Raw genomic sequence first — 21,522 nt, 5'->3', positions numbered from 1 at the left:
TTAAAGCTGAAAGGGCTGGCACAGTGCCAGCCCTTGGTCGAACGTGTTACTTGGCGACGTGTTGCGCGAAGCGCAGCATGTTGCAGGTGTAGCCGTATTCGTTGTCGTACCAGGCAACCACCTTGACGAAGGTGCCGTCCAGCGCGATGCCGGCTTCGGCGTCGAAGATCGACGAATAGCCACAGCCGCGGAAGTCGGTGGAAACCACCTTCTCATCGGTGTAACCCAACGTCTTGCTGATGTCGCCGGTCTGGGAAGCCTTCTTCATTGCTGCGCAGATGTCTTCGTACTTGGCTTCCTTGTTCAGCTCGACAGTCAGGTCGACCACGGAGACGTCGGAGGTCGGCACGCGGAACGCCATGCCGGTCAGCTTGCCGTTCAGTTCGGGCAGCACCACGCCGACAGCCTTGGCTGCGCCGGTGGACGACGGAATGATGTTTTCCAGGATGCCGCGGCCACCGCGCCAGTCCTTGTTGGACGGACCGTCAACGGTCTTCTGGGTCGCAGTAGCGGCGTGCACGGTAGTCATCAGACCGCGCTTGATGCCGAAGTTGTCGTGCAGCACCTTGGCAACAGGTGCCAGGCAGTTGGTAGTGCAGGAAGCTGCGGACACGATGGCTTGGCCGGCGTAGGTGGTGTGGTTCACGCCGTACACGAACATCGGGGTCTTGTCCTTGGAAGGAGCGGACATCACGACCTTCTTGGCGCCAGCCTTGATGTGAGCCTGGCAGGACTCGTCGGTCAGGAAGAAACCCGTGCACTCCAGAACGATGTCGGCGTTGACTTCGTTCCACTTCAGGTTGGCCGGATCGCGCTCGGCGGTCAGGCGGATAGTCTTGCCGTTCACAACCAGGTTATTGCCGCTCACCGCGACTTCACCCTTGAAATTGCCGTGCACGGAATCGTACTTCAGCATGTAGGCCAGGTAGTCCGGCTCCAGCAGGTCGTTGATCGCAACGACTTCCATCTCAGGAAAATCCTTCGCGATCGCGCGGAACGCCATGCGGCCGATACGGCCGAAACCATTGATGCCAACTTTGATTGCCATTACATCTCTCCCGTTAAGTAAATAAAAATCTGTTTTATAGTTACAGCACGCTCTTGACCACGTTGTGGCTTTGGCCAGGGCTCCGCCCCTTTAGCCGCCGCCGCAATGTGGGTTGCGCCCGTATTTAGCCCATAACTTTCTTCACTGCGGCAACCACATTGTCGGTGGTGAAGCCGAAGTGCTTGAACAATTCCGGTGCCGGTGCGGATTCGCCGAAGCAGTCCATGCCGACCACCGCGCCATCCAGAACATACTTGTACCAGCCGCCGGTCACGCCAGCCTCGACCGCGACGCGCTTCACACCCTTAGGCAGTACGCTGTCCTTGTAGGCCTGGTCCTGCTTGTCGAACACGTTGGTCGACGGCATGGAAACCACACGCACGTTGATGCCTTCGGCTGCCAGCGCCTTCTGCGCTTCCAGTGCCAGCGACACTTCGGAGCCGGTGGCGATGATCACGGCTTGCGGCTTGCCGCCTGCTGCCTCGGACAACACGTAGGCTCCCTTGCGGATGGCAGCGATCTGAGCTGCGTCGCGCTTCTGGAACGCCAGATTCTGGCGGCTGAAGATGAGGCTGGACGGACCGTCGTTGCGCTCGACTGCAGCAACCCATGCCACGGCGGATTCAACGGTGTCGCACGGACGCCATACTTCCATGTTCGGGATGTAGCGCAGGGTAGCAGTCTGCTCGACCGGCTGGTGAGTCGGACCGTCTTCGCCCAGACCGATGGAGTCGTGGGTGAACACGTAGATCACGCGCTGCTTCATCAATGCCGACATGCGCAACGCATTGCGTGCGTATTCGGAGAACATCAGGAAAGTGCCGCCGAACGGCAGGAAACCGCCGTGCAGCGCCATGCCGTTCATGATGTGCGACATGCCGAACTCGCGCACGCCATAGCTGATGTAGTTACCCGGCTTCTTGCCGGAAACGTGGTGCGCACCTGTCCAGTTGGTCAGGTTGGAACCGGTCAGGTCGGCGGAACCGCCCAGGAACTCGGGCAGCGCGGGTTGCAGGCCATTGATTGCGTTCTGCGAAGCCTTGCGAGTGGCGATGGTCTCGGCCTTCTCGTTGGTCTTGGCGATGAACTCGGCAGCGTGAGCAGCCCAGTCGGCCGGCAACTGGTTATTGATACGGCGCTCGAACTCGGCGGCTTCCTTCGGGAAGGCCTTCTTGTATTCGGCGAACTTGTTGTTCCACAGTTTTTCCAGGCCTGCACCCTTGGTGCGGGCATCCCATGCCTCATACACGTGAGCCGGGATTTCGAACGGAGGATATTTCCAGCCGATGTGTTCGCGCGTCGCGGCCACTTCGTCAGCACCCAGCGCTGCGCCGTGCACGTCGTGCGTGCCTTCCTTGTTGGGAGAGCCTGCGCCAATGATGGTCTTGCAGCAGATCAGGGTCGGCTTGTCGGTAACCGCATGGGCTGCCTTGATTGCGGCGTCGATGGCATCGGAATCATGCCCCTGTACGTTGGCAATGACATGCCAGCCGTAAGCTTCGAAACGCTTCGCGGTGTCGTCGGTATACCAGCCGTCGATGTGGCCGTCGATGGAGATGTTGTTGTCATCCCAGAACGCAGTCAGCTTGCCCAGACCCCAGGTGCCGGCCAGCGCGCAGGCTTCGTGCGAGATGCCTTCCATCATGCAGCCGTCGCCGAGGAACACATAGGTGTGGTGATTGACGATCTCGTGACCCGGCTTGTTGAACTCGTTGGCCAGCAGCTTTTCAGCCATCGCCATACCGACAGCGTTGGTGATGCCTTGGCCCAGCGGGCCACCGGTGGTTTCCACGCCCGGGGTGTAACCGTACTCGGGGTGCCCCGGAGTCTTGGAATGCATCTGGCGGAAACGCTTCAGCTCTTCGATCGGCAGATCGTAGCCGGACAAATGCAGCAGCGCGTAGACCAGCATCGAGCCGTGGCCGTTGGACAGGATGAAGCGGTCACGATCTGGCCACTTCGGGTTCGCGGGATTGTGACGCAGATGGCGGTTCCACAGCACGTCGGCGATTTCCGCCATGCCCATCGGGGCGCCCGGGTGACCGGAGTTGGCTTTTTGCACGGCATCCACTGCCAGCATGCGGATCGCGCCGGTAATGTCGTTGTATTTTGGTGGGGTTACGTTGCGTGTCGCAGCCATTGCTTTTGCCTCCTAAACATCCACGCGGGATGGGGTTATTTGTTGGATTAATAATGAAGATTAAATTCTGGGCCGGCAATTATGCCGCAGCCCCCGGATTTGGGCAACCTCCGGTCAACATTGGCTTTTTTACTGGGTTTCGTCCTCTCCGCCCTTTTTGGCGAACTTGATGCCCAGCTGCTTCAGTTTGCGGTACAGATGGGTGCGTTCCAGACCGACCTTTTCGGCCACCCGGGTAATGTTGCCGCCCTCTTTCTGCAAATGGTAGTCGAAGTAGAACGCGTCGAAGTGCTCTCGCGCCTCGCGCAACGGCAGATCGAGCGGCAAGGAGAATTGCTGCATCTGCCCGTCGATATCCAGGGTGATCTGCTGGTTTGGCACCTCGTCGACCGGTACCGGCGGCTTGGGTGCCCCTTCCTTGATGGCCTTGGCGACGGTACCGAGCAACTTCTGCAATGAGATGGGCTTTTCCAGAAAGTCGACCGCACCGATGCGCGTCGCCTCGACCGCCGTTTCGATAGTACCGTGGCCAGACATCATCACCACCGGCATGGTCAACAGGTCCTGCTCGACCCATTCCTTGAGCAGGGTCACCCCATCGGTGTCCGGCATCCAGATATCAAGCAGCACCAGATCCGGCTCGCGCTCGTTGCGATAACTGCGCGCCTGCTCGGCGTTCTCCGCCAGATGTACCTGATAACCCTCGTCGAACAAAATCTCCGACAACAATTCGCGAATGCCGATCTCGTCATCCACGACCAGTATTTGCTTGCTTGCCATTATGCTTCCTCCGTCAACGGCAGATGGATATTGATCCGCGCTCCGCCGTTTTGGTTATTTTCGATGGCGATGCGGCCGCCATGTTCTTCCACGATCTTTTTCACGATCGCCAGTCCCAATCCCGTGCCCTTGGTCTTGGTTGTCATATACGGTTCGAAGGCGCGCGCCAGCACGCTCTCGGAAAAGCCCGCGCCGTTGTCTTCGACACGCAGATGGATCTCGCGCCCCTGCGTCTCGGTCGTCAGCGTGATCTGCGGCTGAGCGACGCCCTGCAACGCGTCCTGCGCGTTCTGCAGCAGGTTGTGTACGACCTGACGCAAACGGGTTGCATCGCCGTTGACTTCGCTATGCGAGGCCTCCAGCTTCAACACGATGGGAATGGCGTTCGCCTCATACAGTCCAAGCACTTCCTTGATCAGCTTGTGCACATCCAGGCGCGACAGTTTCAACGCCGGGCCGCGCGCGTAGTTGGCGAAATCGCCCACCATATTCTTCATCGCGGCGACCTGGCTGACGATAGTCTGAGTGGCGCGTTTCAACAATTGCGCGCCGCTCTCGTCCAGCTTGTCGCTGAGTTTGTGCTGCAGGCGTTCCGCCGAGAGCTGGATCGGTGTAAGCGGATTCTTGATCTCATGCGCCAGCCGCCGCGCCACTTCGCCCCATGCCGCCTGGCGCTCCGCTTGCAACAGATGGCTGATGTCGTCGAACACCACGACGTAACCCGCTTCCCCGCCTTGCGGCAGGCGAGTCCCGCGCATCAGCAGAATCTGCACGCCGTTTTTGCTGAGCCGCTCGATCTGGCGCTGCCATTCGCCGTTGGGCGTCTCACCGAACGCCTCCATCACCGTCTGGCAGAATGAACCCAGCAGACTGTATTTCTCGGCGATCTGGTCCAGCGGCATACGCAGCATCTCCTGCAGCGGTGCGCCAAGGATCTGTCCCGCGCTGGGATTCACCGAGCGCAGACGCAATCCATCGTCCAGGGCCAGCACGCCAGAAGACAAGTGGGTCAGCACGCTTTCCAAATGCGCTTTGGCGCTTTCCACTTCTCGCTGTTGCTGTTCGCTGGCCTGTTTGGCATCGAATAGCTGTCGCGTCATCTGATTGAACAGGCCGGTCAATGCACCCAGTTCGTCGCTGCTCTGAATCGGATGCTGGCGAGTGAAGTCGCCCTGCGCCACGGCGCGCGTGCCCTCGGCCAAGGCTTCTAGAGAGGCGCCCAGACGCTCGCTGATGAAGAACGCGGCCGACACCGCCGTCAGCAACACCACCAGCAGCGACAGCGTGAGGGTGATCGCATACAGCCGTTTCAGACCCAAGCGAGACAGCGTCAGTTCCTGGTAATCGCGGTATACCGCCTGCACGGTTTCGGCGTCTGCCTCGATCTGCTTGGGCACCGGCTGGGTAAATTGCAGTACATAGCGAGCGCCGTGGGTATTGGAATCCACAGCCACCAGCGCTCGCAGCGTCAATCCTTTTTGCGGCAGGGTATCGATTACGGCGTTCTCGCCCTTTTCCAGCGTCAGCCGCAACAACTCGCTATCCGGCATATCCGGCTGCAGGGAGTGTCGTCCGCCCGAGGAGAACGCGACCAGATTCCCCTTGGCGGAGAACAGCGCCGCTTCCTGCGCCACCTTCTCGTCCACCAGCTGGTCTAAGGCGCGCTGATACTGTTCCGGTTGTTTTTCCGCCAACAACAACCCGATGAACTGGGTCTTCTTGGACAACTCCTTCAGACTGTTGTCCAGGCTGCTCCGGCCAAGATTGAGGCCGCCCTCCAGCGCCTTTTCGACGCGCACGTCGAACCACGACTCGATGCTCTTGCCCAGGAATTGTACCGAGACCGCATAGACCAGTATCCCCGGCACCACCGCGATCAAAGTGAAGAACAGCACCAGTCGCAAGGTCAGTTTCGCTCCGAACACCCTGTTCCGGAGCTTGTTGCGCAGGCGCCACAACTGGTAACCGACCAGCCCCATCAAGCAAACAGCCAGAGTACCGGTCAAGCCGAGCAGGCTGTAGTAGTTCAGCGAAAACACTTCGGTGTCTGCGCTGCTGCTGGACAGCAGGTAAAGCAACGCACCGCCGACCACCACACTGACAAGAATGAGGTATTTCACTGCGCCGTCACTCCGCCTTGCCTTCGCCGTTTGCAGCCGGAACACGCGCCACCCAGCGATACCATTCGGAATCGAGGTTCCAGTCCTTGCCGGTCAGCGCATTCACCTGCAACAGCTTGGGCAGTTGCGCCGTATCCAGGCGCAGACGCACCGCCGCAGTATAGTTGCCGTCCTTTTTCATCAGATCCGAGGAGAAGGGCAGGGAGCTTTGCCGCGCCAGGATATTCAACGCATCTTCAAAACTGGCGAAATTCTGGAACAGTGCACCGCGCGAGATGCGGTATTGCCGGGTCAGGACGTTGTAAGAAAACTTGATTGTCTGCTCGCCGTGAAAGACCTCCTCGTCCAGCCAATACCAGCGCGAGCGCGTCAGCGAGAATTCGCTGACGAAATACAGCGGGATGCCGCGCGACAAGGCCTGCTGCACGGTGTAATTCAGGTTGATGTCGTAACTGGCAGCGAGTTGGTAGCCATCCTCTGCCTGGCGAAGCTGCGCCTTGCCGACAGCTATGCCGTCTGCGTGGGCCGCCGCAACGAACAGCCACACAAGCATTACGCCGCGCAGCAGCGCGCTAAGCAGTCTTGTGCAGCAACGCATAAAAGAATCCGTCATGCTGATCATCGGGCAGCAATTGTCCTTCGCTATGGTTCGACAGGGTCAGCGGCAACCGGCGGGCATCCGGCTGTTGAGCCAAGAATGCGGCGATAACCTGCTCATTCTCCTGTTGAAAAACCGAGCAGGTGGCGTAAAGCAATTTACCATCTTGCGCCAGCAGCCGCCACAGCGCGCACAGGATGGCAAGCTGCTGCCCAGCAAAACCGGCGATATCTTCCGGACGGCGCAGCCACTTGATGTCCGGGTGACGGCGCACCACTCCGGAAGCGGAGCAGGGCACATCGGCAAGGATGCGCTGGAACGGCCGACCGTCCCACCAAGCCTCCGGCTGCGCCGCATCGCCCACCAGCAGTTGCGCATCCAGTGCCAGCCGCTGCAAGTTCTCCGTGACGCGCTGCAAGCGCTTCTCGTCCTTATCCACCGCAACCATCTCGACCTGCGCAGATTCCAGAATGTTCGCGGTCTTGCCGCCCGGCGCGGCGCAGGCGTCCAGCACACGCATGCCGTCGTGCACATCCAGCAGCCGCGCGGCATATTGCGCACCGGCATCCTGCACCGAGACCATGCCGTCGAAAAATCCCGGCAGCTTGTCCACCGCTACGGGCTTATTCAACTGCAGCGCCTCCGGTTCGATGCGGCGCGCGGAGATGTCCTGTTGTGCAAGCAACGCCGCATACCCGTCCACCGTACCGCGCCGCCGGTTGACTCGCAATGTCAGCGGCGGATGCTGATTACCCGCCTCCAGGATTGCCGCGCTGCGCTCGCCGTACTGCGTATGCAACTCGTCTATCCACCATTGCGGATAGCTGTATTTCCCTTCCGGAGATAGCGCTGCCTGATCCAGTAACGATGCACGGTTGCGCAGGAAGTTGCGCAGGACTGCATTCGCCAAGCCGCTTACGCGGGGATTCAGGATCTGCGCAGCGCGCACCGCGTGGTCGACCACCGCATGCTGCGCCGACTTGCTGTGCTGCAACTGGTACAACGCGACCAGCAACAGGAAGCGCACCCGCTCGTCCGACAAAGGCTTGTGCAGCAACCGGCCCAGCACGGCCCGCAGCTGGCCGTAATAGCGCAGCGTGCCATAACTCAGGTCCTGCAAGGCGGCCCGCTGTGCGGGTGTCCAGTTCGATCTGCCACGCAGCGCTTCGTCCAGCACCTGGTTAAGGTTACGCCCGTTCGACAGCACTTGCTGCACGATCTGACTGGCAGTGATCTGAACGTGCTGCATCACGAAAAACGGTCGCCGGCCTTGACCGGCACCGCCTGCAGGAACTGTGAGGCGGGCTGCGCCTTGCCGCCGGGACGCTGCAATACTTCCAGCCGTAGCGCATCCTTGCCGCAGGCCACGGTGATGCCTTGTTTGTCTACGGCAAGAACCCTGCCCGGTTCGCTGTGCGCGCCTTGCACCAGCGCAACCTGCCAGACCTTTATCGTTGCATCGTTGAAACCGGCAGCACAGGCGGGAAAAGGATTGAACGCGCGCACGGCGCGCTCGATATGCAGTGCGTCCAGTCGCCAGTCGATCTGCCCCTCGCTCTTGAGCAGCTTTGCGGCGTAGGTCGCAGCGGCATCGTCCTGCTTGACCGGGTTCAGGCTGCTCTCTTGCAGCAAACGCAACGCCTCGACAATGCTGGAGGCACCCAGCTCCGCGAGCTTGTCGTGCAGCGTTGCCGCAGTGTCGGTCGGTGTGATGGGGCAGGCGTGGCGCAGCAGCATATCGCCGGTGTCCAACCCCTCATCCATCTGCATAATGGTGATGCCGGTCTCGGCATCACCCGCCAGGATCGCGCGCTGGATCGGCGCCGCGCCGCGCCAGCGCGGCAGCAGCGAGGCGTGGATGTTGAGGCAGCCATAACGCGGCAGCTGCAACACCGCTTTCGGCAAGATCAGGCCATAGGCTGCAACCACCATCACATCCGCACCGAGCGCGGCAATTTCGCGTTGCGCTTCTTCCGTCTTCAGTGTGGCGGGTTGCAACACGGGCAGGCCGTGTTGCAGCGCGAGTTGCTTCACCGGGCTGGCAGTAAGCTGCATGCCGCGCCCGGCCGGACGATCCGGCTGAGTCAGCACGGCAACGATCTGATGTTCCTTGAGCAGCGCATCGAGCGCGCTGGCCGCAAACTGCGGCGTTCCGGCAAAAATGATTTTCACGATGGGATTGGTTACCGCAGGAGATTTTTATATGTTTTCGCGCTGACGTTTCTTCAGTTTCGCGCGTATTCGCGTTTGCTTGAGCTGCGACAGGTATTCGACGAACACCTTGCCGCGCAAGTGATCGATCTCATGCTGTATGCACACCGCCAGGAAGCCCTCGGCCTCCAGGGTAAAGGGTTCGCCCCGTTCGTTGAGCGCACGCACCGTCACCTTCTCGGCACGGTGCACGGTCTCATAGATACCCGGCACCGACAGACAGCCTTCCTCGCCTTCTTCCTCGCCGCTGCTGGCGAGAATCTCCGGGTTGATGAATACCCGCAGCTGGTCGTGGGTCTCGGAAACGTCGGTCACGATGATCTGCTCGTGCACGTCCACCTGTGTCGCCGCCAAGCCCACACCGGGGGCGGCATACATGGTCTCGGCCATGTCCCGTATCAGTTCGCGGGTAGTATCGGTAACCAGCTCGACCTTCCTGGCGACCTTGTGCAGGCGCTCGTCGGGGTACTGCAATATTTTCAGGATAGCCATGCGTGCCCCATAAATGCTTGCTAATTTATATGACTAGATGCAGAATTTAACGCAACGCAATAAGTTTGCGTGCCTTTTACACTGACTCTGCCGGAGTTTTCCATGCGCAAGATTATATCGCTGATTTGCTTTTTGTTGCCCGCCATGGCCTTTGCAGCCGCGCCGGAGACCCGACCGGAAATCCGCAGCGATGCGCCGGATCAGCATGTCGTCGTCAAAGGAGATACCTTGTGGGACATCTCCGCCAAGTTCTTCAAAGACCCGTGGAAGTGGCCGTATATCTGGGGCATGAACAAGGAGTCCATCAAGGACCCGCACTGGATCTATCCGGGCGACGTGATCATTCTGGACCGCGCTAGCGGTACTTTGCGCATCGGTGGGGCGATTCCCAGCGGCAATGTCGTCAAGCTCTCGCCGCAAGTGCGCGAAGACCGCAGCGAACACGACGCCATTCCCAGCATTCCAGCAAGCGCTATCGCACCGTTCCTGAGCCAACCACTGGTGATCGAGGAGGGCGCCTTGAAGGACGCCCCCACCTTGGTCGGCGCACGTGAGGGGCGTGTGATTCTTGGCGAACACGACATTGCCTTTGCCAAGGGCCTGTCCGCCGACAAAGGCAACAAGTGGCAGCTCTACCGCCCCGGCAAGACCTTCATCGACCCGGATACCAAGGAAGTGCTGGGCATCGAGGCCATCTATCTGGGCAACGCCGAGGCTACCGACTTCGCTGAAGTCAGCACCATTGCGATCACCCGTTCCGTGCAGGAAATCTACAAGGGAGACCGCTTGGTCGTACCCTCCGGCGAGACCGTCAGCACCTACCTGCCACGGGCACCGGAAAGCAACATTTCCGCGCGCATAATCTCGGTTTACGGCGGTGTGTCGCTGGGCGGACAGAGCACCGTCATCACCCTGAACAAGGGCAAGCGTGACGGCTTGGAAAGCGGCCATGTGCTGGCCCTGTACCGCAAAGGAGAGACCGTAAAAAGCGATGGTGCGAACGTCGCGTTACCAGATGAACGCTATGGTTTGGTATTCGTGTTCCGTGTGTTTGACAAGGTCTCCTACGCGCTGGTGATGCAGACTCGCTTGCCGGTGCAATTGCTGGATCGCGCCCAAACCCCCTGATGCCCTCCGACGCTTCGCTCAAGGCTTGGCTGGCACTGAGTCTGACGCGGGGCTTGGGCGGTGAGAGCGCTTGCCGCCTGCTGAAGGAATTCGGCTCGCCCGAAGCGGTGTTCGCCGCATCCACCGGCTCGCTCAAGGCCATCGTCAAGGCGGATGTTGCCGCCGAGATCGCCAAGGGCATAACAAATGACACCCTTGCTCCGACGCTGGGCTGGCTGCAGGATGGCAACAACCATGTCGTCACCCTCGCCGACGGCGATTATCCGCAAGCCCTGCTTAACATCCCCGATCCGCCGCTGCTGCTCTACGTGAAAGGGCGACTTGACCTGCTCAACCGTTCCGCGCTGGCGGTGGTCGGCAGCCGCAGTGCCACACCGCAGGGCATCCATAACGCCGAAGCCTTCGCCCGTTCGCTCAGTGAAGCTGGCCTTTGTATCGTCAGCGGCATGGCGCACGGCATTGACGCGGCCGCGCATCGCGGCGCGCTACAAGGACAGGGCAGCAGCATCGCCATTGTCGGCACCGGACTGGACAAGGTTTATCCCGCGGCGAACCGCGACCTCGCCCACGCGCTCGCTGCACAGGGCACGCTGATTTCGGAATTTCCGCTCGGCACGCCTCCGCTGGCGGCTAACTTCCCGCGCCGCAACCGCCTTATCAGCGGCATGAGCATCGGCTGCCTGGTGGTTGAGGCTGGACTGCAAAGCGGCTCGCTGATCACCGCGCGGTTGGCATCGGAACAGGGAAGGGACGTGTTCGCCATCCCCGGCTCGATCCATGCGCCGCAAAGCAAGGGCTGCCACGCGCTGATAAAACAGGGCGCGAAACTGGTCGAAGCCGCGCAGGATATCCTCGAGGAGTTGGGCGGCCAGATCGTCGCATCCGCGCAAGAAGCAAAGCCCCTGGGCGAGAACTCCGGGCTGCTCGATCATCTCGGCTTCGATCCGGTGGATATCGACACCCTAGTCGCGCGCTGCGGCTTGACGATGGCCGAGCTATCCGCCATGCTGTTGACGCTCGAGCTGGAAGGGCGCATCAGCGTGCTGCCCGGCGGCCAGTACCAACGCATTCATTAAAACAAATTATTTAGCCTAAACCATGTTTGAAATCCTGATGTATCTGTTCGAAAGCTATTTCGACGCGGGTAGCTATCCCGAGCCGGACAAGCTGTCGCGCAAGCTTTCCGCGGCCGGTTTCGAAGAGGAAGAGATCAGTGACGCGCTGACTTGGTTGTCCGCGCTACAACAGCAGACCCCGGACAACTACCCGGCAGATCTGCGGCATAACGGCGTCCGCTGTTTCGCCGAGCTTGAAAAACAGCGCCTCGGCGACGAGGCGCGCCAGTTCCTGGTTTTCGCCGAACAGCAGCACATGATCTCCGCCGTCGAACGCGAAATGGTCCTCGACCGCGCCGTCGCGCTGCAACAGGAGAGCCTTGGCGTGGACAAGCTCAAGCTGATCATGCTGATGGTGTTGTGGAACCGCCATCAGCATCTCGACCCCTTGCTGGTCGAGGAGCTGCTCTCTCCGATACATTCCACCCAACTACATTAATTTAAGTCTCACGCATGGCAACCAACCTTCTCATCGTCGAATCCCCGGCCAAGGCCAAAACGCTCAAGAAATACTTGGGCAAGGATTTCGAAGTGCTCGCATCCTACGGACACGTGCGCGACCTCGTGCCCAAGACCGGCGCGGTCGACCCCGAAAACAATTTCGCCATGCAGTACGAGACCATCGCACGCAACGCCAAGCATGTCGATGCCATCGCCAAAGCGGCGGCCGAGGCCGACAACATCCTGCTGGCCCCCGACCCGGACCGCGAAGGGGAAGCCATCGCTTGGCATATCGCCGAGTTGCTGAAAGGCAAACGCGCGCTCAAAGGCAAGAACATGAAGCGCGTGGTGTTCTACGAGATCACCCAATCCGCGGTACAAGAAGCGGTCGCTCATCCTCGCGAAATCTCACTGCCGCTGGTGAATGCGCAGCAGGCTAGGCGCGCGCTGGATTATCTCGTCGGCTTCAATCTCTCACCGCTGCTGTGGCGCAAGATCCGCCCCGGACTGTCGGCCGGTCGCGTGCAGAGCCCAGCATTGCGCCTGATCGTCGAGCGCGAACTGGAAATCGAGAAGTTCAGGAGCCAGGAATACTGGACCGTGCATCTGGACAGCCAGAAGCACAGCATCCCGTTCACCGCCAAGTTGTTCCAGTACCAGGGCAAGAAACTGGAGCAGCTCAGTATCGGCAGCCAAGCCGAATACGATGCGATCCAGGCTAAACTGAACGACGCCAAACTGCCGCCGAAGGTGGTTCGTGTCGAAAAAAGGGGCAAGCAGCGTCATGCCGCCGCACCGTTCACCACGTCCACGCTGCAACAGGAAGCCGTGCGCAAGCTCGGCATGACCTCCGAGCGCACCATGCGCACCGCGCAGTCGCTGTACGAGGGCGTGGACATCGGCGGCCAGACCATCGGTCTGATCTCCTACATGCGTACTGACTCGGTGTCGTTGGCCAAGGAAGCGGTAGAAGAGATCCGCGGTTACATCCGCGACAACTTCTCGGCCGATTATCTGCCAAGCACACAGCCTGCCTATAAGAGCAAAACCAAGAACGCGCAGGAATCGCACGAGGCTATTCGCCCGACCTCGATCCTGCGCACGCCGGACAGCATCCGCGCCCATCTCACCGCCGACCAGGCTCGTCTGTACGAGATGATATGGAAACGCACACTTGCATGCCAGATGGCGCCGGCACGATACGATACCGTCAGCGCCGACATCCGCTTGGGCGGCGATGACACGCTGTTCCGCGCATCCGGCCAAACCCTGGTGTTTCCCGGCTTCATCGGCGTGTACATGGAAGACGTTGACGACGCCGAGGAGGAAGAGGGCGGCAAGCTGCCGCCACTGGCCGAGGGAGACGTACTGCCCCTGGACAAGCTCTACGGCGAACAGCACTTTACCCAGCCACCGCCGCGCTTCTCCGAAGCCAGCCTGGTCAAGTCCCTGGAAGAGTACGGCATCGGCCGCCCCTCCACTTACGCCACCATCATCTCCACGCTGCAGGCGCGCGAATACGCTACGCTCGAAAAGAAGCGGTTCATGCCCACCGACGTGGGTCGCGTGGTCAACAAGTTCCTCACCGAGCATTTCACGCGCTATGTCGATTACGGCTTCACCGCCAATCTCGAAGACGAGCTGGATGAGGTTTCGGAAGGCAAGCGCGACTGGATCCCCGTACTGGACGAATTCTGGCAGGGCTTCAACAAGCTCATCGCTGACAAAAAAGACGTCGACCGCCCCGGCACAGAGATACTGGAGGAGACCTGCCCGAAATGCGGCAAGCCCTTATCTAAGCGGCTCGGCAAGCGCGGCAGCTTCATCGGCTGCACCGGCTATCCCGAGTGCGACTACACCCGCAGTCTCGGCGGCGAAGAGGATGCAGGCGAGGCGCGCAAGGAACTGGGCACACACCCCGAAACAAACCAGGTTGTATTGCTGCTGCGCGGCCCTTACGGCTACTATGTGCAGCTCGGCGAAGTGATCGAAGGCGAGAAGACCAAGCCTAAGCGCGTCTCCTGGCCCAAGGAATTGCCGCTGGAACAGGCTGACCTCGGCACCGCGCTGAAGCTGCTGTCGCTACCGCGCGAACTCGGCGCGCACCCCGAGACTGGTAAGAAGGTCATCGTCAACATCGGCCGCTTCGGCCCCTACATCGGACACGACGGCAAGTTCAAGTCCATACCGCGCAGCGACAGCATCTTCGACATCGGACTGGACAGGGCAGTGGAGTTGCTGGCACAAGCCAAGGCCGGCAACGCCGTGCTGCGCACGTTGGGCGAACACCCGGACGACAAGGCTCCCGTAGAAATCTGCAGCGGCCGTTACGGCCCTTATGCCCGCCACGGCAAGGTCAATGCTACGCTGCCCAAGGACGTTTCTCCGGACGACATCACGCTGGAACAAGCACTGGAACTAATCGCTGCCAAAGCCGCGAAAGGAGGGACAGGAAAAGCGAAGGCAGCGAAGAAACCGGCAGCCAAGACTGCGACAAAGACGACTACCTCCAAGAAGACCGCAACAACCAAGGCGAAGACTGCGACGAAAGTGGCAGCCAAACCAGCCGCGAAGAAGCCCGCGGCCAAGAAGACCACCAAGAGCAAAGCCTAGGGATTTTGGGGCCTAGGCCTAGGCTTACCCTTACCGCACCTCCGATAATCGCTTATGGCGCGTTTTGGCGGGGCATGCTCCGCAAGCCCCGTATTTACTGGCTTCATTCATGTTCTACGTAAGATAGCCAGCAAAAATTGCCAGAATATTGAGTTTGCCTGTTTTTATTTGCTACTCACTGTGCGGCAATGAAATCTCACGGCTCGCAAGGGAGATATGGTTTTTCTTGAGATAGGAAAGAAAATCCAAAGCCGTGCAATCTTCGCAGTGCTCAATTGCGTGCTGGGACAACGGAAAAATGGAAATATCGCGTTCCACTATCTGTAGGCCGCCTTGCGAAGCAATTTCGATGATGTACTTAATCTTGTCGAAAAGTTTCTCTTCCGGCGGAGTGTAAGGCACCAAAATCCAGAAATCCCCTCCGTCACGCGCCACCAAGTCGGTCTTGCGAAACGTTTTCCGCAAGAAATGCGAAACCTCGTCAAGTTTGTGGGACGCTTTTTGTGCGCCGTAAGTCTCACCAAGGATCCTGGGATTTTCGAAATTGATATGGGCCAAACAAAACTGAAGGTTGCCAGAATGGCGCTTCGTTACTGCCAACAGCCAATTCAAAGTGAAAAGAAACTTCTCACGTGCCTCGATATCATCATTGAGCATCAGCCTCTCCCAATTGAATTGCCAGGAAACCGCTAGCCTTAATGTAACAGCCAAAGGGGCTTGATTCATCTATAAATGAATTTTCAAAGTCTTTCTTCATGAGATCGTCTTTTTCCCAGGCTCGTCCTTATTGCTTCTTTCCAAGCATGCTCGTGCAAAATTGATATCGACGCAAGGGCTATACCAATAAACTAATCATGGCCGTGAACAGATAAGCACTTCCCAGCAATAGCAACCAGCCGGTTAATCGCGTATGGTGCTCTACAAAGCTATCCACTTGATCATGCGGTACATTCAATACTTTGGTGGCGCGACGAGAAGACACCCATCGATTGCCCACTTTTTCTACGCCATGCAACAGGTTGGGATAGAGCCAGAGAAGTAGACCAACAACCAGCGCAATCATGGCACCAACCAACGAAGCAAGCACCAAAGCATCCAGCAACCCATCCAACAGCGTGATTGGGACATAGCCCGCCAAGCCGTGCAAGGCGGATTCCTTGTCGAACAAGAAACCAAAATATACAAGAAGGTAGCTCGCCCCGAGGATAACCAGTATGCCCAGCGGTCGATGATGTCGATAGAACCAGTAGTCGATACTGATGCTCTGGTCCAGCGCACGGTCGACATGACGCATGGAAATCCAGCGATTCGCCACCCGATTGATGTTCGGCAAAATTTGTGGTCTGGAAATCATAATCAGACCCAGCACCACCCCAGATAATGCACCAATGAGCAGGAAAATATCCAGGTCATGCCATAACATCCCGGTCATGTCGGTGTTCATTCGTTAGCTCCTTCCATCATTCCGGCAAATGGGAATCCAGAATTTCAGCATCTCACTGGTTGCACTCCCAAATTTATGCCGCTTTGCGAAGGTAAAGCTTGCGACTGCTGAACTCGAGATTCAATACATAATTTCGGGTATTTTTTCGCCAACGACACATTTGCCGCAGATTATGTTTGCTGGCATCAAAGAAAATGGCCACGAATACGTGGCCATTTTCTTTGGTGAGAATTTTTTCACCTGTTCTGAGGACTTATAACTTACACATCGAGATTCTTCACGCCAAGCGCATTTTGCTCAATGAAAGCACGGCGGGGTTCGACAACGTCGCCCATCAGGGTGGTGAATATCTCATCAGCTGCGATTGCGTCTTCGATACGCACCTTGAGCAAGATGCGGTTCTTCACGTCCATGGTGGTTTCCCACAGCTGGTCCGGATTCATCTCGCCCAAGCCTTTGTAGCGCTGGATGTTAACGCCCTTTTTGGCTTCTTCGAGCAGCCATTCGATCGCTTGCTTGAAACTGTTCACGGCGCGCTTCTGTTCGCCGCGGGCGATGTAGGCGCTTGGAGTAATGAGGCCTTCGAGCACTTGCGCGGTCTGGCGGATCTGCACGTAGTCGCTGCCTTGCAGGAATTCGCGGTCGAGGTAGCTGACCGAGTAGTTGCCGTGGTACAGCTTCTCCAGACGCAGGCGCAATTCTCCGGCTTCGTCGGCTTCGACCACCACCTTGATGCTGCCGCCGCAGGCCGCCTCGAGCAGTTGCGCGCTCTTTTTTGCTTGCTGTTCGTCATCCAGCGACAGCGTCGGCAAGCCGAGCAGGGCGTGGGTGGCCTCCGGCGCTGTGAAGCGCGACAGGCGGTCGATCACGGCTTCGGCGAGGAAATATTCCTTGGCGATATTTTCCAGCGCTTCTGTCTGGATCGGTGTGGAATCAACGGCAGGATGCAACACGGCATTATTGAGTGCGGACTTGAGCATGTAGTTCTTCAGCTCGTGATCATCCTTGAGGTAACGCTCGTCCCGGCCCTGTTTGATTTTGTACAACGGGGGCTGGGCGATGTAAATGTGGCCTCGCTCGACCAACTCGGGCATCTGGCGATAGAAGAAGGTGAGCAGCAGGGTGCGGATGTGAGAGCCGTCCACGTCCGCGTCGGTCATGATGATGATGCGGTGATAACGCAGCTTGTCGGCGCTATATTCGTCCTTGCCGATGCCGGTGCCGAGTACGGTGATCAGGGTGGCGATTTCTTGCGAGGCGATAAGCTTCTCAAAACGCGCCTTTTCCACGTTCAGGATCTTGCCCTTGAGCGGCAGAATCGCCTGGAACTTGCGGTCGCGGCCCTGCTTGGCGGAGCCTCCAGCGGAGTCACCTTCCACCAGGTACAGTTCGGAAAGGGCAGGGTCTTTTTCCTGGCAGTCGGCCAGCTTGCCCGGTAGGCCCATGCCGTCCAGCACGCCCTTGCGACGTGTCAGTTCGCGTGCTTTGCGCGCCGCCTCGCGTGCACGGGCAGCTTCGACGATCTTGCTGACGATGATCTTGGCATCGACCGGATTTTCCAGTAGGTACTCGGTCAGTTTTTGCGCCACAACTTCCTGCACGGCTGGCTGCACTTCGCTGGAGACGAGCTTATCCTTGGTCTGCGAGGAAAACTTCGGGTCCGGCACTTTGACCGACAGCACGCAAGTCAGGCCTTCGCGCATGTCGTCGCCGGTCGTGTCGACCTTGGCTTTTTTCGCCAGCTCGTTCTCTTCGATGTACTTGTTGATCACGCGGGTCATAGCCATGCGCAAGCCGGTCATGTGCGTACCGCCGTCGCGCTGCGGGATGTTGTTGGTGAAACACTGCACGACTTCGGAATAGCTGTCATTCCACTGCATGGCGACATCGACGGTGATATTGTCTTTTTCTCCGCTAGCCTGGAAACACTTTGGGTGCAAAACCGTCTTGCTCTTGTTCATATACTCGACGAAGCCGCGCACGCCGCCGGAGTAGGCAAAGTTCTCGCTCTTGCCGGTGCGCTGATCGATCAGTTCGATCTTCACGCCGTTATTAAGGAAAGACAGTTCGCGCAGGCGCTTGGCCAGAATCTCGTAGTGGAATTCGACAGTACCGAAAATTTCCTTGTCGGCAAGGAAGTGCACTTCGGTTCCACGCTTCTTGGTTTCACCCAGGTCTCGTATAGGAGATACCTCGATGCCGTTCTGGATTTCGACCAAGCGATCCTTGACCGCACCGCGCACGAATTCCAGACCGTATTTTTTTCCGTCGCGGTGGATGGTCAGCTTGAGCCATTCCGACAAACCGTTAACGCAGCTCACGCCCACGCCGTGCAGACCGCCAGACACCTTGTAGCTGTTCTGATTGAACTTGCCCCCAGCGTGCAGCACGGTCATCACGATCTCAGCTGCTGAACGCTTGGGCTCGAACTTATCGTCGAACTTGATACCGACTGGAATGCCGCGACCATTGTCCGCCACCGAAATGGAGTTGTCGCCGTGAATGATGACCTTGATGTCGTCGCAATGACCAGCCAAGGCCTCGTCAATGGCATTGTCCACTACTTCGAATACCATATGGTGCAGACCGGTGCCGTCGGAAGTGTCTCCAATGTACATACCGGGGCGTTTGCGCACAGCCTCCAGCCCTTCGAGTTGCTGGATGCTTGATTCGTCGTAATTGTCGCTCATGGGATTATTCTGCCTTCTGTTTCACGTGGAACATTTAAATTCGCATTGGCATGACGACGTAGCGGAATTCCTGGTTGTCCGGTGTCGTCATCAGGATACTGCTGTTCGGATCGCCGAACGAGAAAATGGCGGTGCTGCTGCCAATGTTATTCAGTCCGTCCAGCAGGTAGTTGACGTTGAAGCCAATGTCCAGACCTTCACCGTGGTAATCAGTCTCTATCTCTTCCTGCGCTTCTTCCTGTTCGCTGTTGCTGCTGATGATGCGAAGGTTCTTCTCGGTCAGAACGAAACGTACGCCGCGGAATTTCTCGTTTGAAAGGATTGCTGCGCGTTGCAAAGCCTGCAGGATGACCATGCGTTCCAGGTTGAGGTGATTGGTGTACTTCGGAATAACGCGCTCATAGTCCGGGAACTTTCCGTCAATAACCTTTGTAATCAAAGTAATACCGGAAAAACTCGCTTTTACCTGCTGGGTTGAGAATTCCAGTTCTACCGTGTCATCGCTGTCAGCCAACAGTTTGGAAAGTTCTACTACAGCCTTGCGAGGCAGAATGATTTCTTGCTTGTCGTAATTGCCTTCAATTGTGCCTGCGTTGTAAGCCAAACGATGGCCGTCGGTAGCAACTGCACGCAGCTTATCACCTTCGACAATCAACAGGACGCCATTGAGGTAGTAACGCACATCCTGTTGCGCCATCGCATACTGCACTGAGAAAAGCAGGTTCTTCAGTTCTTTCTGAGGTAATACGATCTTTCTGGCGCTGTCCAGTTGGCTGTTCAGTTTGGGAAAGTCTTGCGCCGGCAAAGTTTGCAGACTGAATCGGCTCTTGTTGGTCTTGATCTGAGCCTTGTTTTCCTTGGTTTCGATGGTGACCTTGCTCTGGTCGGGTAGGACGCGCAAGATTTCCTGGAATTTCTTGCCTCCAACGGTGATTGCCGAAGTCTTGCTGCTGCCAGTACCGATATCAATAGCCGTAGTGATCTGTATCTCAAGGTCGGTCGCAGTGAAACGCATCTTGCCATCCTGGTTCTCGATCAGGACGTTCGAAAGTATCGGTAAAGTCTGTTTGCGTTCAACGATACCGATAACAACCTGTAGTGGCTTGAGGATGGTTTCTTTTTCGACTTTCTCAATAAACATAATATAAATCCTTAATAAAGACTAATTAGTGTTCTCAAATTGTGTTAACAACTAAAAAAAACCATTCGATACAGTGAGATGCTGAACAATAAAACCGTCTGAATTGCTGTTGATAATCAATACCGCCAATGTGAATAACTTTTCTTGTTGTTGTTGCGAGTTAAGTTATCAACAATTTGTCTACACAAAATCCCGCATTTTATCCCCGTAAAGTCTGTAGAAGAATCTTGTAATCCGCATCGATTGTCGTATCTTCGGCCTTGAGCGATTCCACGGTCTTGCAAGCATGAATAACGGTCGAATGATCCTTGCCGCCGAAAGCGTGGCCGATCTCGGGTAAACTCATGCTTGTGATCTCGCGGGCCAGCGACATAGCCATTTGTCTTGGACGGGTAAGGTTGCGGGTTCTCTTTTTTGAAAGCATATCCACCAGCTTGATTCGGTAGTAATCAGCTACTGTTTTCTGGATATTTTCTATGGAAATCTGGCGACTTTGCGCAATCAGAATGTCTTTGAGCGCTTCTTTGGCGGTTTCGACGGTGATTGCGCGACGGTGGAATTTGGCATACGCCTCAACCCGTTTCAGCGCACCTTCCAATTCTCGAACGTTTGAGTTGACGTGTTTCGCAATAAAGAAAGCCACCGCTTCGTCGAGCACATAACCACCCAGGCTGGCTTTTTTCAACAGGATGGCGACCCGCATTTCCAATTCAGGCGGCTCAATTGCCACCGTAAGCCCCCAGCCGAAACGCGATACCAATCGGCTTTCAAGCCCGGAAATTTCCTTGGGAAAGGTGTCGCTGGTCAGGATGACCTGTTTATGGGAATCAATCAGCGTGTTGAACGCGTAAAAGAACTCTTCCTGGGTTTTGGCCTTACCGGCAAAGAACTGGATATCGTCGATCAACAAGATATCGAGCGAGTGGTAGTATTGTTTAAATTCCTCGAACTTGTTCGATTGGTAAGCGCGCACTACATCGGAAACGTAGCGTTCAGCGTGCATGTAACAAATTTTTGCCTGCGGATTGTTGGCGCGAACCTGGTTTCCGATCGCCTGGACCAAGTGGGTCTTTCCTAAGCCGACCCCACCATAGATAAAGAGGGGGTTGTAGGACGCTCCCGGTAACTCCGCAACTTGGGTGGCAGCGGCAAAGGCAAGTTGGTTGGCTTTGCCGGTAACGAAATTATCAAAAGTCAGGCTAGGATTGAGCTTGCCGTAGCCGCGAAATGAGGACTCGCTCTTGGGTTTGCTGTCTACCGTAGTTGGCGGTGCGACCTTTTTTGGGGTGGCAGCCTCTTGCGGTTTGTTTGCCGGATCCGATTCGATAATGCGGAATTCGAAGGGTGGAACATGCGAGTAGGCAAGGCTAGCCTGCCTGTTGATTTCCGGCATGAACCGTTCCTGGACGAGTTTCAGTGTGAAGCTGTTAGGCGCAGTCAGAATCAGCGAGCCATTTTCGCTTTTGAGCACCAAGGGTTTGATCCAGGAATTGTATTGTTGCGGCGGCAGGCTCTTTTCGAACGAGCGGAGGCATGTATCCCAAAAAGAAATATCCTGCAT

At 57.5% G+C, this 21,522-nt stretch carries 17 protein-coding genes; 4 read left to right on the top strand and 13 right to left on the bottom strand.

From position 1 onward, the window contains the following. Positions 1-46: 46 nt before the first annotated feature. The 8 genes from gap to def form a co-directional block, all read right to left on the bottom strand. Positions 47-1,048: a type I glyceraldehyde-3-phosphate dehydrogenase gene (gene gap / locus FGKAn22_RS00085; protein ID WP_212785975.1), complete on the bottom strand. Its 1,002-nt coding sequence runs from the start codon at positions 1,046-1,048 to the stop codon at positions 47-49. Positions 1,049-1,172: 124 nt separating this feature from the next. Then, a complete protein-coding gene (gene tkt / locus FGKAn22_RS00080) occupies positions 1,173-3,188 on the bottom strand; it encodes a transketolase (RefSeq protein ID WP_212785974.1) in 2,016 nt (671 codons plus the stop codon). A 129-nt stretch (positions 3,189-3,317) separates the two neighbouring features. After that, a complete protein-coding gene (locus FGKAn22_RS00075; RefSeq protein ID WP_212785973.1) occupies positions 3,318-3,968 on the bottom strand; it encodes a response regulator in 651 nt (216 codons plus the stop codon). After that, complete coding sequence (locus FGKAn22_RS00070) at positions 3,968-6,088, bottom strand: sensor histidine kinase (RefSeq protein ID WP_212785972.1); 2,121 nt, start codon at positions 6,086-6,088, stop codon at positions 3,968-3,970. The genes FGKAn22_RS00075 and FGKAn22_RS00070 overlap by 1 nt, the downstream gene beginning before the upstream one ends. A gap of 7 nt (positions 6,089-6,095) precedes the next feature. Beyond that, a complete protein-coding gene (locus FGKAn22_RS00065) occupies positions 6,096-6,641 on the bottom strand; it encodes a DUF4390 domain-containing protein (protein WP_246487412.1) in 546 nt (181 codons plus the stop codon). A gap of 19 nt (positions 6,642-6,660) precedes the next feature. After that, positions 6,661-7,935 (bottom strand): 16S rRNA (cytosine(967)-C(5))-methyltransferase RsmB, encoded by a 1,275-nt coding sequence (gene rsmB / locus FGKAn22_RS00060; RefSeq protein ID WP_212787097.1) that lies wholly within the window; start codon positions 7,933-7,935, stop codon positions 6,661-6,663. Beyond that, positions 7,935-8,858 (bottom strand): methionyl-tRNA formyltransferase, encoded by a 924-nt coding sequence (gene fmt / locus FGKAn22_RS00055; RefSeq protein WP_212785970.1) that lies wholly within the window; start codon positions 8,856-8,858, stop codon positions 7,935-7,937. The genes rsmB and fmt overlap by 1 nt, the downstream gene beginning before the upstream one ends. 27 nt (positions 8,859-8,885) lie before the next feature. Continuing rightward, positions 8,886-9,389, bottom strand: a complete 504-nt coding sequence (def, locus tag FGKAn22_RS00050) for a peptide deformylase (RefSeq protein WP_212785969.1) — start codon at positions 9,387-9,389, stop codon at positions 8,886-8,888. A gap of 102 nt (positions 9,390-9,491) precedes the next feature. Between def and FGKAn22_RS00045 the strand changes: the two genes are divergently transcribed. The 4 genes from FGKAn22_RS00045 to topA are packed head-to-tail and all read left to right on the top strand — an operon-like array spanning position 9,492 to position 14,686. Further along, on the top strand, positions 9,492-10,517 hold the full coding sequence (locus tag FGKAn22_RS00045; RefSeq protein WP_212785968.1) for a LysM peptidoglycan-binding domain-containing protein: 1,026 nt from the start codon (positions 9,492-9,494) through the stop codon (positions 10,515-10,517). Further along, complete coding sequence (gene dprA / locus FGKAn22_RS00040; protein ID WP_212785967.1) at positions 10,517-11,593, top strand: DNA-processing protein DprA; 1,077 nt, start codon at positions 10,517-10,519, stop codon at positions 11,591-11,593. The genes FGKAn22_RS00045 and dprA overlap by 1 nt, the downstream gene beginning before the upstream one ends. Before the next feature lie 22 nt (positions 11,594-11,615). Then, positions 11,616-12,071 carry a Smg family protein gene (locus tag FGKAn22_RS00035; protein ID WP_212785966.1) on the top strand — a complete coding sequence of 152 codons (456 nt, stop codon included), beginning with the start codon at positions 11,616-11,618 and terminating at the stop codon, positions 12,069-12,071. A 14-nt stretch (positions 12,072-12,085) separates the two neighbouring features. Further along, positions 12,086-14,686: a type I DNA topoisomerase gene (gene topA / locus FGKAn22_RS00030; protein ID WP_212785965.1), complete on the top strand. Its 2,601-nt coding sequence runs from the start codon at positions 12,086-12,088 to the stop codon at positions 14,684-14,686. 171 nt (positions 14,687-14,857) lie between these two features. Here topA and FGKAn22_RS00025 read toward each other — a convergent pair whose 3' ends face one another. The 5 genes from FGKAn22_RS00025 to dnaA all read right to left on the bottom strand — a co-directional run bounded on the left by FGKAn22_RS00025 (position 14,858) and on the right by dnaA (position 21,522). After that, positions 14,858-15,343 carry a diguanylate cyclase domain-containing protein gene (locus FGKAn22_RS00025; RefSeq protein WP_212785964.1) on the bottom strand — a complete coding sequence of 162 codons (486 nt, stop codon included), beginning with the start codon at positions 15,341-15,343 and terminating at the stop codon, positions 14,858-14,860. A 178-nt stretch (positions 15,344-15,521) separates the two neighbouring features. After that, positions 15,522-16,130: a hypothetical protein gene (locus FGKAn22_RS00020; protein ID WP_212785963.1), complete on the bottom strand. Its 609-nt coding sequence runs from the start codon at positions 16,128-16,130 to the stop codon at positions 15,522-15,524. Positions 16,131-16,390: 260 nt separating this feature from the next. Then, positions 16,391-18,820, bottom strand: a complete 2,430-nt coding sequence (gyrB, locus tag FGKAn22_RS00015; protein ID WP_212785962.1) for a DNA topoisomerase (ATP-hydrolyzing) subunit B — start codon at positions 18,818-18,820, stop codon at positions 16,391-16,393. 34 nt (positions 18,821-18,854) lie between these two features. After that, positions 18,855-19,961, bottom strand: coding sequence for a DNA polymerase III subunit beta (gene dnaN, locus FGKAn22_RS00010; RefSeq protein ID WP_212785961.1), 1,107 nt, complete (start codon positions 19,959-19,961; stop codon positions 18,855-18,857). A gap of 199 nt (positions 19,962-20,160) precedes the next feature. Further along, complete coding sequence (dnaA, locus tag FGKAn22_RS00005) at positions 20,161-21,522, bottom strand: chromosomal replication initiator protein DnaA (protein WP_212785960.1); 1,362 nt, start codon at positions 21,520-21,522, stop codon at positions 20,161-20,163.

Source organism: Ferrigenium kumadai (assembly GCF_018324385.1).
Classification (GTDB): Bacteria; Pseudomonadota; Gammaproteobacteria; order Burkholderiales; family Gallionellaceae; genus Gallionella; species Gallionella kumadai.
Note: the sequence above shows the minus strand (reverse complement) of the source record. Positions and strands in the feature narration are given on the sequence as shown.

Coding starts and splice junctions, on each gene's coding strand:
- gap (WP_212785975.1), bottom strand. CDS start 1,048: ATGGCAATCAAAGTTGGCATCAATGGTTTCGGCCGTATCGGCCGCATG.
- tkt (WP_212785974.1), bottom strand. CDS start 3,188: ATGGCTGCGACACGCAACGTAACCCCACCAAAATACAACGACATTACC.
- FGKAn22_RS00075 (WP_212785973.1), bottom strand. CDS start 3,968: ATGGCAAGCAAGCAAATACTGGTCGTGGATGACGAGATCGGCATTCGC.
- FGKAn22_RS00065 (WP_246487412.1), bottom strand. CDS start 6,641: ATGCTTGTGTGGCTGTTCGTTGCGGCGGCCCACGCAGACGGCATAGCT.
- rsmB (WP_212787097.1), bottom strand. CDS start 7,935: ATGCAGCACGTTCAGATCACTGCCAGTCAGATCGTGCAGCAAGTGCTG.
- def (WP_212785969.1), bottom strand. CDS start 9,389: ATGGCTATCCTGAAAATATTGCAGTACCCCGACGAGCGCCTGCACAAG.
- FGKAn22_RS00045 (WP_212785968.1), top strand. CDS start 9,492: ATGCGCAAGATTATATCGCTGATTTGCTTTTTGTTGCCCGCCATGGCC.
- dprA (WP_212785967.1), top strand. CDS start 10,517: ATGCCCTCCGACGCTTCGCTCAAGGCTTGGCTGGCACTGAGTCTGACG.
- FGKAn22_RS00035 (WP_212785966.1), top strand. CDS start 11,616: ATGTTTGAAATCCTGATGTATCTGTTCGAAAGCTATTTCGACGCGGGT.
- topA (WP_212785965.1), top strand. CDS start 12,086: ATGGCAACCAACCTTCTCATCGTCGAATCCCCGGCCAAGGCCAAAACG.
- FGKAn22_RS00025 (WP_212785964.1), bottom strand. CDS start 15,343: ATGCTCAATGATGATATCGAGGCACGTGAGAAGTTTCTTTTCACTTTG.
- FGKAn22_RS00020 (WP_212785963.1), bottom strand. CDS start 16,130: ATGAACACCGACATGACCGGGATGTTATGGCATGACCTGGATATTTTC.
- gyrB (WP_212785962.1), bottom strand. CDS start 18,820: ATGAGCGACAATTACGACGAATCAAGCATCCAGCAACTCGAAGGGCTG.
- dnaN (WP_212785961.1), bottom strand. CDS start 19,961: ATGTTTATTGAGAAAGTCGAAAAAGAAACCATCCTCAAGCCACTACAG.
- dnaA (WP_212785960.1), bottom strand. CDS start 21,522: ATGCAGGATATTTCTTTTTGGGATACATGCCTCCGCTCGTTCGAAAAG.